Origin of the sequence: Endozoicomonas sp. ALB091, assembly GCF_049310265.1 — a bacterium.
In the GTDB taxonomy this organism is placed as follows: domain Bacteria; phylum Pseudomonadota; class Gammaproteobacteria; order Pseudomonadales; family Endozoicomonadaceae; genus Endozoicomonas.
This window is the reverse complement of the sequence record NZ_JBLYNQ010000006.1, coordinates 1,076,059-1,087,601: the sequence shown is the minus strand read 5'-3', so window position 1 is coordinate 1,087,601 and position 11,543 is coordinate 1,076,059. Positions and strand designations below refer to the sequence as shown.

Sequence of the window (11,543 nt, the reverse complement as noted above, 5' to 3'; positions counted from 1 at the left end):
GCTCGGTAATTCAGGCTTACAGCCGTTATTGGCAGCCACTAAATTACATTGATCTGTTGGCCCGGGCAATGATTTTTTCCCGGTGTCACATTACTGTCATATTGATTCTGTAAGTTACGGGCATGATTTAATCAGACTTGCGCCATGTATCAAAATTCGATGGATAACAGCCCGGGTATTGATTTCAATACACCGGCACTAAAAAAATATCGTTCCCTGCGCTTCTTGAAAGACCGTCTTGCCCGCTGGGGGGTTGCCTCCGGTGGTCTTGGCGTGATTGTGGCGATTCTCCTGATTTTCTTTTACCTCCTCTATGAGGTCCTGCCGCTATTTAACCGCGCTGAGATTACCCGGGTTGCTTCATACCCATCGGCCCTGACTTTTGTTGATGAGCCAGTTGCTACAAAAAAAGCGCCGATATTTCTCGCTGTTGAAGAGCAGGCCGAAGTGGCCATGCAAGCAGAGGCTTCCGGTAATCTGCGTTTTTTCTCCTCCCAGACCGGTGAATGGCTACAGAATGAGTTGCTGCCAATACCTGCGGGCAGTGAGGTGGTCAGGGTGGTCAGGGATGCTGCTGGTTCCAATCTGATGGCGGCCGGTCTTACCAAAGGTGAGGTCATACTGTTTGATCAGGGCTACAGGATTACCTGGCCAGATGACCGCCGGAAGATCACACCGGAAGTCAGCTACCCTTATGAGCGGCAGCCTTTTGCCATCAAGGACTTTTCGGCTCCGGTTGCACAACTGGCCATCAGTGACGGTGAGGAAAAGCTGTTGATGGCCGCCAGCAGCAATAACCAGCTGGTGATGGAGGTTGTCCATAAGGAAGCGGATTTTTTAACCGAGTCCATCACTGTTGAGCAGCAGTCCGTCGCCCTGCCGGTGATCAGCGGACTTTCTGCGCAGGGTGGCCTGGATATCCGCCAGTTGCTGATTGATCCGGAACAAACCTGGCTTTATGTCCTCAGCGGCAGCAATCAACTGACGGTGATCAATATCAGCGATATTGACCGTCCCTATATCCATGAGACGCTCAACCTGACCGCTAAGGGAGTGGAAGTTACCGCGATGACGTTTCTGTTGGGCGGGGTGTCCCTGCTGGTGGGTGACTCAGAAGGCAATATCGCCCAGTGGTTTATGGTTCGTGAAGATGGCCGTCTGAATTTGCACAATATTCGTTCTTTCAGCCTCGGCAGTGACCCCATCGACAAGATTGTTCCGGAGCATCGGCGCAAGGGCTTTCTGGCGTCGGATGTGAAGGGTCAGGTTGGTCTGTATTACACCACGGCAAACCGTTCTCTGCTGGTGGAGCCATTGGCTGCGGGTCGAATAGATCAAATGGCCGTAGCGCCAAGAGGCAATTATCTCATTCTGGCCAGCCAGGGTGAGACGCAATTCCTGAAAATCGACAATGAGCACCCGGAAATATCCTGGTCTGCCCTGTGGGGTAAAGTCTGGTATGAGTCTTACAATCAGCCGGATTACATCTGGCAGTCCTCGGCATCAAACAATGATTTCGAGCCCAAGCTGAGCCTGATGCCACTGTCGTTCGGGACGCTCAAGGCGGCGTTTTATGCCATGTTGCTGGCAGCGCCACTGGCCATTTGTGCGGCTATTTACACCGCCTACTTTATGGCTCCGGGCATGCGCAGAAAGGTAAAGCCGGTGATCGAGCTGATGGAGGCCCTGCCTACGGTCATTCTTGGTTTTCTTGCCGGGCTCTGGCTGGCCCCGCTGATTGAAAATCAGCTGGTGGGTATTTTTGCCCTGTTGCTCTTTGTGCCAGCGGGCATCCTGATGTTTGCTTTTGCCTGGGATGGCTTGCCTGCAACGATACGTCACCGGATTCCTGACGGTATGCAGGCCGGATTGCTGGTGCCCGTGGTATTACTCAGTGGTGCCCTGGCCATGTCGCTCAGTTCCAGTCTGGAACTCTGGCTGTTTGACGGTGATATGCGTACCTGGCTGACCACCGAGCTGGGCATTCCCTACGACCAGCGTAATGCCCTGGTGGTAGGACTGGCCATGGGTTTTGCCGTTATTCCAACCATATTTTCCATTGCGGAGGATGCGATATTCAGCGTACCCAGGCACCTGACCTATGGTTCCCTGGCGTTGGGAGCCACACCCTGGCAGACCCTGACCCGGGTGGTTCTTCTGACCGCCAGTCCGGGTATTTTCTCTGCGCTGATGATCGGTATGGGAAGGGCTGTGGGTGAAACCATGATCGTGCTGATGGCCACAGGGAATACGCCCATTATGGATGCCAATATCTTTGAGGGCATGCGGACGCTGGCGGCCAATATTGCGGTTGAGATGCCAGAGTCTGAAGTGGGCAGTAGCCATTACCGAATTCTCTTTCTGGCCGCACTGGTGCTGTTCCTGTTTACCTTTGTGGTGAACACGGCGGCGGAGATGGTGCGTCATCGACTTCGTAAGAAATACAGCTCGCTCTAAGAAGGGAAAGAGGATAAGAAATGACTATGAATAATTCCCTTCAAAGCCCCGGAAAACGCTCTGTTGGTGCATGGATTAACAGCGGTGCTCCCTGGGTCTGGCTAAATGCCGGTGCGGTTGCCATCAGTCTGGTTCTGGTGATCGGGCTGCTGGGGTTGATCGCTGTGCGCGGGCTGGGGCACTTCTGGCCGGGCCAGATTATGGTGGCTGATTACCAGCCTCCGGGGCAGGCCGTCCGAATGGTTGCCGGAGAGATTACTGACAGTGAAGAAGTCCCCGCAGCCCGTTTGGAGTCGTCCGGCCTTGAGGTGGTCAACGGCCAGGAGCTATATACCCGTGTTCTGTTGAAGCAGGGCAATCGGGACCTGAGTGGTGCTGACTTTGTCTGGATCGTCGATGAGTGGCTGAGTAATCGCCAGTACCCTGAAGACATCATGGTGCTTGAACGTCGTGAATGGGGCAATTTCTACGGCTTTCTGGAGTCTGTTCAGGAAGATGGTGTCACCGTTGCCAGTGGTGAATCGGCCTGGACCGTTTTCAATAAGCGTTTGGATCGGGCGCTCACGATTTATCAGGCAATCTACCAGATTGAAAAGCACGACATTGGCTCAATAAACGCCGCAATAGAACAGCTGCGTCTGGCCGAGCGTCGTCTGGAGCTGAGCGGTGATAGGGACCCTGTCCGTCAGGCAGAGATTCAGGCTGAGCGAAAACAGCTGAATCAGGAATATCAGCAACTGGAAAACCAGCTGGGCGATCTTTACCGGGCGTTCAACCGTGACAGCTTTGTGGCCAGAACCGTTGCTGGTCAAACCCTGGAACAGCCAATCAGTAAGGTGGTGCGTGCCTATCAGCCCAATGCCCTGTCACTGACCGATAAAATAGGTTTTTATTTTGACAAGGTCAGTGAGTTCATTCTTGATGATCCCAGGGAGGCCAATACCGAAGGCGGTGTCTTCCCCGCCATCTTTGGCACAGTGATGATGGTGATTCTGATGTCCATTATGGTGACCCCTTTCGGTGTTATCGCTGCCGTCTATCTGCGAGAGTACGCCAGTCAGGGCTGGATGACCCGGGCCATCCGGGTGGCAGTTAATAACCTGGCGGGGGTTCCCTCCATCGTTTACGGTGTGTTTGGTCTTGGTTTTTTCATCTACTTTGCCGGGGCAAAAATCGATAATCTGTTTTTTGCTGAGGCCCTGCCATCCCCCACCTTTGGTACTCCGGGGCTGCTGTGGGCATCCATCACTCTGGCTCTGTTGACCCTGCCGGTGGTGATTGTCGCCACGGAAGAGGGGCTGTCCCGTATTCCCCGCTCCGTTCGGGAAGGGAGTCTGGCCCTCGGTGCCACCAAGGCAGAAACGTTGTGGCGGGTTGTGCTGCCCATGGCCAGCCCGGCCATGATGACCGGTTTGATTCTGGCGGTTGCCCGTGCGGCAGGGGAAGTAGCACCACTGATGCTGGTGGGGGTTGTTAAGCTGGCTCCCAGCTTGCCGCTGGATGGCAACTACCCCTATCTGCATCTTGATCAGAAGTTCATGCATCTGGGCTTTCATATTTTTGATGTGGGTTTCCAGAGCCCGAACGTGGAAGCCGCCAGGCCGCTGGTGTATGCCACTGCGTTGCTGCTGGTGATGGTTATTGCCGTGCTGAATCTGTCCGCCGTTGCGATTCGCAACCGGTTACGTGAAAAATACAAGAGCCTTGAGGACTGAACACGATGTCTGCGGAAGAGCTTTATAACGTCATCGATAGAAAGCCGGAAGGGGATGAAAAAAAGGATGAAAGCCTGAACAAGACTTTGAGTGAGGCTCTTACTGTGAAAACCGCCATAACGTATCCTGAAAACAGCCCTGAGAAGTACGCCAGTGTTACCGCTGATGGTCGTGCTGAACCACCTTCCGCACTTCCCGGAGCTGTTAATCCTGAGTCTCTTGGGCGTGGTCGTTCTGTACTGAACCTTGAGCTTGAACCGACCAGTATGGAGGTGTCTGGCCTGAACTTGTTCTATGGCGAGAAACAGGCGCTGTTTGATGTCTCCATGAAGATACCGCAAAAGCGTGTAACGGCGTTTATCGGACCTTCGGGCTGTGGTAAGTCCACGCTGCTGCGCAGTATGAACCGGATGAATGATCTGGTGGATGGCTGTCGTGTGGATGGGCAGATACGGCTCACCAATGCTTCCGGTGGGCAGCAAAATATCTACGAGAAATCCGTCAATGTGGCTGATCTTCGTCGTCGGGTGGGGATGGTGTTCCAAAAGCCCAACCCATTCCCAAAAAGTATTTATGAAAATGTTGCCTATGGCCTGAGAATTCAGGGCATCAATAAAAAGCGGGTACTGGATGACGTTGTGGAGTGGGCGCTGAAAGGGGCTGCGCTCTGGAATGAAGTGAAGGATCGCCTCCATGAAAGCGCACTGGGCCTATCCGGTGGGCAGCAGCAGCGTCTGGTTATTGCCCGGACCATTGCGGTGGAACCCGAAGTATTGCTTCTGGATGAGCCTGCATCTGCACTCGACCCTATCTCCACTTTGAAGATTGAAGAGTTGATCAATGAGTTGAAGTCCAGATTTACCATTGTGATTGTCACCCATAACATGCAGCAGGCGGCCCGGGTGTCGGATTACACCGCATTTATGTATATGGGGCGGATGATTGAGTATGGCGACACCGACAGGCTGTTCACCAACCCCCGCAAGAAACAGACTGAAGACTACATTACTGGCCGTTATGGCTGAAGAGCTTTCCTGAATCTCAACAGTTTCTGGCAGCCTCCAAGGATTATCCATGCCTAACCAAAGCGATTTGCTGACCCACCACATTTCCCAGCAGTTCAACCATGAACTGGAAGAGCTGCGCAATAACCTGTTGTCCATGGGCGGCACGGTTGAGAAGCAGGTCAGTGATGCCATTGAGTCACTGATCAATGCCGACAGTGACCTGGCCATCGTTGTTTGTGAAAAAGACACCGACATCAACTTTATGGAAACGTCCATTGATCAGGAGTGTTCCAGAATTCTGGCCCGCCGCCAGCCTGCAGCCAGCGACTTACGCCTGGTTCTGGCATGCACCAAAGTGGCCACGGACCTGGAGCGCATTGGTGATGAAGCGGCCAAAATTGCCCGATTTGCCATAAAATTGTCAGAACAGGGGGAAGCACCCAAAGGCTATATTGAAACCCGTCATATTGGCAGTCATGTCCGCCAGATGACTCAGGATGCCCTGAATGCCTTTGCCCGGTTTGATGCAGAGCAGGCCCTTGCGGTGGCTAAAGAGGATAAAGCGGTGGATCGGGAATACAAAAGTGCCACCCGTGAACTGGTGACTTATATGATGGAAGATCCCCGCTCCATTACCCGGGTGTTGAATATTATGTGGGTATTACGCTCTCTGGAGCGGATTGGGGATCATGCCAGAAATATTGCCGAGCACGTTATTTACCTGGTCAAGGGTAAGGATGTCAGACACATTGGTCTTAAACGGATGCAGGAAGAGGTGTTTGATCAGCAGCTGGATGATTGAAGCAGTACTGTCTTTTAATTTAATTGAAATGGTTTTAGGGGAATTAAATTCCCCGGTTTTTTATTTCTGATATGAACACCATTTAAAAATGTGTTTTTCAATTTTTTATTTTTCAATTTTTTATTTTTCAATTAGCTGTTTGGTATTTTGCGCTAATCTTTAGTTATTAATACCTTTCAGGCAATCATGCTGTTTGTTTCTGAATCAATCTTTTGTAAAAAAACACGGATGAAACAATCAGCAGGTAGCTATGAATTACTCCAGTACCCTTCATGACGGCTGGGATATCCCTGATGAACACCCCGTCAGCAGCGATGACCTTCTTGAATGCCTCGCCTTGTTAACCCGCCATTATGGTAATCCGTATTCACGGGAATCTTTAAAAGCTGGAATGCCCCTTGAGAAAGGCAAATTTACTGCAGAAGTATTTATTCGATCGTCTGAAAGAGCGGGTCTGGCCTGTAAAGTTCATAAGCGGGAGATTGCCGAAATATCTTCACTGGTTGTTCCTGCCGTGTTGTTACTGAATAAACGCAAAGCCTGCATTTTGTCGGATATTGATCATGCAAAAGGCACTGCCCGGATTATTATGCCGGAAACCGGTGAGGGCACGACAACAATCAGTATTGAAGAATTAAATGAATTTTACAGTGGCTATGTTATCTATGTCCGTGAAAAGCATCGTTATGATCGTCGGACCCCGCAGAAATTAACGGTTAAATCCAGACATTGGTTCTGGGGAACTATTCTCGGTTCATGGAGAATTTACCGTGATGTTTTACTGGCATCACTGTTGATCAATATTTTTGTGGTTGCCAGCCCGCTGTTTGTGATGAATGTGTATGACCGGGTGGTTCCCAACCAGGCATTTGATACACTCTGGGTTCTGGCCGTTGGTGCGTTAATTGTTTTCAGTTTTGATTTTATTCTGAAAATGGTGCGCAGCTATTTTATTGATCTGGCCGGTAAAAAGTCCGATATTCTGCTCTCTTCTGCCATCATGGAGCAGGTTCTGGGGTTGAGCATGAAGGCCAGGCCCGCTTCAGTGGGTTCCTTCGCGAAAAACCTTCAGGACTTCGAAAGTATTCGGGAATTTATTACCTCTTCAACGGTCACTGCGCTGGTTGACCTGCCGTTCACCTGTATCATTCTTTTCGTGATATTTATGCTCGGTGGGCCTACGGCAGTTGTACCTCTGGTCGCCATGCTCATCATTGGCCTCTACAGTTTCTTTATTCAGGAGCCTCTCAAAAATTCCGTTGAAAAAACACTCCGTTCCAGTCAGCAGAAAAATGCCACATTGATTGAAAGCCTCTCAGGCATGGAAGCCCTGAAAATTGCCCAGGCCGAGAGTGATATTCAGTACCGTTGGGAAAAAGCCGTTAGCCATATTGCCACCTGGAGCATTAAAACCAAACTGCTCACTTCTTCTGCCACCAGTTTCAGTGCCTATGTTCAACAAATGGCCAATATAGGCATGGTTATTCTTGGGGTTTATCTGATCTCTGAAGGTGAGTTGAGCATGGGGGGACTGATTGCCTCGGTCATGCTGTCTGGCCGTTGTCTGGCACCCATGGCTCAGATTGCCGGGCTGGCAACCCGCTATAACCAGGCCAAATCGGCTCTGGATGGCCTGAATCAGATCATGGACATGCCAACCGAACGTCATGAAGACAGGGATTACGTTAATCGTCCGGACCTGAAAGGCAGTATTGACTTTGATGGGGTTAACTTTTCCTATCCCGAGCAGGAAATTCAGGCCTTAAGAGATGTCAGCCTGAGCATTAAAGCCGGTGAAAAGGTTGGGATTATCGGGCGAATTGGTTCCGGCAAGACAACCATCGAAAAGCTGATACTGGGACTTTATGAACCGGGAGAAGGCGCAGTTCGGGTTGACGGTGTTGATTTACGACAGATCAATCCCACTGACCTGCGCTCCAGTATTGGCTGCGTTAGCCAGGATATCACACTGTTTTACGGCTCCATTAAAGACAATATCACCCTGGGGGCAAACCATGTTGACGACAGCCAGTTGCTTGAGGCTGCTGAGATTGCCGGAGTAACGGAGTTTGCCAATAAGCACCCTAACGGGCTGGATATGATCGTGGGTGAGCGCGGGCAAAACCTGTCCGGAGGGCAGCGACAAAGTATTGCCCTGGCCCGTGCCCTGCTGATGAATCCACCGATTCTGGTGATGGATGAGCCATCCAGTTCTATGGACAACACCACAGAGCTGCGAATGAAGGAACAGCTAAAGACCCGGTGCAGCGGCAAGACGTTGATATTGGTTACCCATAAGGCCTCAATGCTGGATCTGGTGGACCGACTGATCGTAATGGACAGTGGACGTATTGTTGCGGATGGACCCAAGGATCAGGTACATGCGGCGTTAAGGCAGGGCAAACTCAAAATAGGATAGGCTGGAATGAGTAGCAGCGATGATAAGGACGTAATAAAGGGCTCGACAGAGGCACCTGTGAATCAGACTGAACCGTCAGAAGGCCACATTACCAAGTCGGCTGAGTCAGAACAGTTGATGCCAAGCCTGGCATTTAGTGTTGCTGATGGCCAAGAGCAGAGTGCTTCTGAGGATGGCAAAGGAGAGGGTTCTTCGGAGAACTCTTTAGAGACTTCTTCAGAGAACGCTTCAGAGTCGGCTGAGTCAGAACAGGAAGTATCAGGCCAGGCAATTAATGTTGCTGATGGCCAGGAGCAGAGTACTTCTGAGGAGGGCAAAGGAGAGGATTCTTCGGAGAACTCCTTAGAGACTTCTTCAGAGAACTCTTTAGAAAAGATAGAAGACACAGTGCTACCAGATGATATGGAATATATCTCTGATACCAATGTCGCCATGCTGATAAGAACGCCAAAAGGTGGCCGTTTACTGATATACACTATGCTGCTGGCGCTGTTCTCCTCCATCGTCTGGGCCAGTGTTGCCCGGCTGGATGAAATTACCAGGGGCCTGGGGATCGTCATTCCATCCTCGCGGTTGCAGGTGGTGCAAAATCTGGAAGGTGGGATTCTGGAGCAGATTTTTGTTGCAGAAGGGCAACAGGTGCACTCAGGGCAACCGTTGATGCAGCTGGATGACACCCGTTTCTCTTCCACCTTTCGGGAAAGTGCCATTGAGTATTACAGCGAGCTTGCCAAAGCGGCCAGACTGAGAGCCGAGTTGTCGGGTGAAACATTGAACTTCCCGGCTGAGTTGGACGACTATCCGGCTTATATGGAGCGAGAGCGGGAAATTTTTTATCAGCGTGCCGACCGCTTCATTGCAGAGCTCAATGTTGCCCGGGAGCAGGCGGTCCAGGCTGAGCATGAGTTAGCCACCACAGAGGATCAGCTGATATTTTTGACCACCAGCTTTGAACTGGGACAGGATGAACTTGAATTGACCGTTCCTCTGGCAGAGCAGGGTGTTGTCTCCAGGGTTGAGCTGATTCAGTTAAGACAGCGGGTGAATGACCTTGAGTCACAAATGCGAAGAACTGAGCTGAGTATTCCAAAGTTACAGGCGGCCTATCAGGAGGCGCTGTCCCGTAAAGAAGAGGTTTTTCAGGACTACCGTGCTGATATTGTTCAGGAACTCAAGGAAACGGAAGTTCATCTGGATCAGTTAGGTGAGTCTAATCATGCCCTTGAAGACCAGGTAGACCGGACTCTGATCAAATCACCCATGGATGGCATTGTTAAGAAAATCCATGTCACTACGCTGGGTGGGGTCGTTCAGCCCGGCATGAGTCTGCTGGAGATTGTGCCACTGGAAGATAACCTGATGATTGAGGCACAAATTCAGCCCAAAGACATCGGTTTTCTGCGCCTGGGGATGAAAGCAGTGGTTAAGCTGACGGCCTATGACTTTGCGATTTATGGTGGGCTTGAAGGCGAGGTTGAGCACATCAGTGCTGATACCATCAAGGATGAGAAAGGCGAGAGCTTTTATATTGTCCGAATCCGGACCAAAAATAACTTCGTCGGCTCAGAAGATAAACCGCTTATGATTATTCCCGGTATGAGAACCAATGTGGACATTATCACCGGAGATAAGACATTGATGGCCTACCTGCTTAAGCCTATTCTCAGGGCCAAACAGAATGCGTTGACAGAAAGATAAACAGGATGAGGCTGGTTTCCGGTGTGATCATAGCCACTGAAGCAGCAGTATTTCCAGCCTTACTCAATCATTGTATCCGGTGCGATTCGGGTATTGTGCAGTTGCCACTGATCAATATCTGAGTCTTTGATAATGGTTCCGACAAAACAACTCTGGCTGAAGTGTGCATCGGTCAGGTCGGTATGCTCGATCAATAAATGATTCAGATGGCAGTGGGTAAAGGATGGCGCTTTTTCCACACTGAAGCAGTCGGTGAACACGCCTTCATTGAAGCTGACCTTGTTGAATACGGCATTATCCAATTGGGCGCTGGTTAAGCTGACACGTTCCCAGACACACTGAGATATTTCGGTATTGGCCAGACTGACAGACTGCAGTTCACAGTCAGCCATGGTCACTTCACTCATTGTTGCCCCGGAAAAAGAGGGGCCTTCATCAAAACTTTCACACCCTTTGAATGATGCGTTTTGGATCGCCGCATTGTTGAATGACGTTTTGGTCAGGGTACAGTGACGAAACTCCATATCCTGAATCTCTGCCTGTGAAAAATCGGTATTATCAAAGAATCCGTGGATGATATGACTGTTGTATAAACGTATTTTCCGGCAGGAGCTGTTGTGGAAGGTTTGTGCGGTCATATCACAGTTTTCAATCACCGCCTTATCCAGCACGGCATGATCAAAATTCGCTGCTGAGAGGTCGGAATCAATAACCCTGGCATTGGCCAGGTTGGCGTGACGAAGGTCGGCTCCATTCAAATTACAGCCATCCAGAATGCAGTCCCGCAGATCGGTATGGCGAAAATCGGCACCACGCAGGTCACAGTTTTTCCAATAAACGCCTCGCAGTTTGCCGGACCGGAATTTACAGCGCTGCATCAGGCTGTTTTTAAAACGCATGCGCTCCAGATCCCGATGGTTCAGAGATAGCCCGGTAAAGTCGGATTGATCCGGGGCGGTCCATCCGGGGTGGAGACTTTCCAGCAATGCCCGTTGCCGCGCAGCTTTCTCTTTTTCCTGCTCAAATTGAGAAGCCAGCCCTGATGTCTGTTGGACCTGATACTTGCCAACCTCTTTGTTGACCAGAATGCTGTTATTGGCTCTTAAGCCAGAGGTTTTGAGCCCATCGGTATCCAGAATGTTGTGGTTACCCGACGTTGTTGAAACTTTCTTTTTTGGTGAAGACTTCTGTTCTGAAGACTTCGATGATGGGCGTTGTTTCTGTGGCACAGGTGGAAATCTCCGGACAAACTCGTTTCATTCTGAGTCGCCCGGATAGGTTAAAGGTTTAGCCCGGATATTTCATATTAACAGGAGGTATAAATTACCTCCTTTATTTTCAATAAGTTATATATTTATCAAGTGGTTATAAATGCACTTTCGTTCAACCATTGATGGTTATTAATGGTTGTAGGCAGTTTTTTTCGACACCTGTCCACGCTAAAA

General features: G+C 50.4%; 7 protein-coding genes. 6 read left to right on the top strand and 1 reads right to left on the bottom strand.

Annotation, left to right across the window (positions count from 1 at the left end; translation table 11 throughout):
- Window positions 1-144 precede the first annotated feature (144 nt).
- The 6 genes from ACO6UX_RS11705 (at window position 145) to ACO6UX_RS11680 (ending at window position 10,098) form a co-directional block, all read left to right on the top strand.
- The gene (locus ACO6UX_RS11705; protein ID WP_422447717.1) at window positions 145-2,457 is read left to right on the top strand and encodes an ABC transporter permease subunit; all 2,313 of its coding nucleotides are present in this window, start codon (window positions 145-147) and stop codon (window positions 2,455-2,457) included.
- 26 nt (window positions 2,458-2,483) lie between these two features.
- A complete protein-coding gene (pstA, locus tag ACO6UX_RS11700) occupies window positions 2,484-4,172 on the top strand; it encodes a phosphate ABC transporter permease PstA (protein WP_422447715.1) in 1,689 nt (562 codons plus the stop codon).
- Between the two features lie 5 nt (window positions 4,173-4,177).
- The gene (pstB, locus tag ACO6UX_RS11695; protein WP_422447713.1) at window positions 4,178-5,197 is read left to right on the top strand and encodes a phosphate ABC transporter ATP-binding protein PstB; all 1,020 of its coding nucleotides are present in this window, start codon (window positions 4,178-4,180) and stop codon (window positions 5,195-5,197) included.
- A gap of 49 nt (window positions 5,198-5,246) precedes the next feature.
- Window positions 5,247-5,981, top strand: a complete 735-nt coding sequence (gene phoU / locus ACO6UX_RS11690; RefSeq protein WP_422447711.1) for a phosphate signaling complex protein PhoU — start codon at window positions 5,247-5,249, stop codon at window positions 5,979-5,981.
- Between the two features lie 250 nt (window positions 5,982-6,231).
- Entirely contained in the window at window positions 6,232-8,400 is a 2,169-nt protein-coding gene (locus ACO6UX_RS11685) for a type I secretion system permease/ATPase (RefSeq protein WP_422447709.1), read from the top strand.
- Between the two features lie 6 nt (window positions 8,401-8,406).
- Entirely contained in the window at window positions 8,407-10,098 is a 1,692-nt protein-coding gene (locus tag ACO6UX_RS11680; RefSeq protein WP_422447707.1) for an HlyD family type I secretion periplasmic adaptor subunit, read from the top strand.
- Between the two features lie 59 nt (window positions 10,099-10,157).
- On the opposite strand, the gene ACO6UX_RS11675 is transcribed toward ACO6UX_RS11680, so the two are convergent.
- The gene (locus ACO6UX_RS11675; RefSeq protein WP_422447705.1) at window positions 10,158-11,327 is read right to left on the bottom strand and encodes a pentapeptide repeat-containing protein; all 1,170 of its coding nucleotides are present in this window, start codon (window positions 11,325-11,327) and stop codon (window positions 10,158-10,160) included.
- Window positions 11,328-11,543: the final 216 nt, after the last annotated feature.

Excerpts from the sequence above, each read along its gene's own strand:
- ACO6UX_RS11705 (WP_422447717.1), top strand. The coding sequence starts at position 145 with ATGTATCAAAATTCGATGGATAACAGCCCGGGTATTGATTTCAATACA.
- pstA (WP_422447715.1), top strand. The coding sequence starts at position 2,484 with ATGAATAATTCCCTTCAAAGCCCCGGAAAACGCTCTGTTGGTGCATGG.
- pstB (WP_422447713.1), top strand. The coding sequence starts at position 4,178 with ATGTCTGCGGAAGAGCTTTATAACGTCATCGATAGAAAGCCGGAAGGG.
- phoU (WP_422447711.1), top strand. The coding sequence starts at position 5,247 with ATGCCTAACCAAAGCGATTTGCTGACCCACCACATTTCCCAGCAGTTC.
- ACO6UX_RS11685 (WP_422447709.1), top strand. The coding sequence starts at position 6,232 with ATGAATTACTCCAGTACCCTTCATGACGGCTGGGATATCCCTGATGAA.
- ACO6UX_RS11680 (WP_422447707.1), top strand. The coding sequence starts at position 8,407 with ATGAGTAGCAGCGATGATAAGGACGTAATAAAGGGCTCGACAGAGGCA.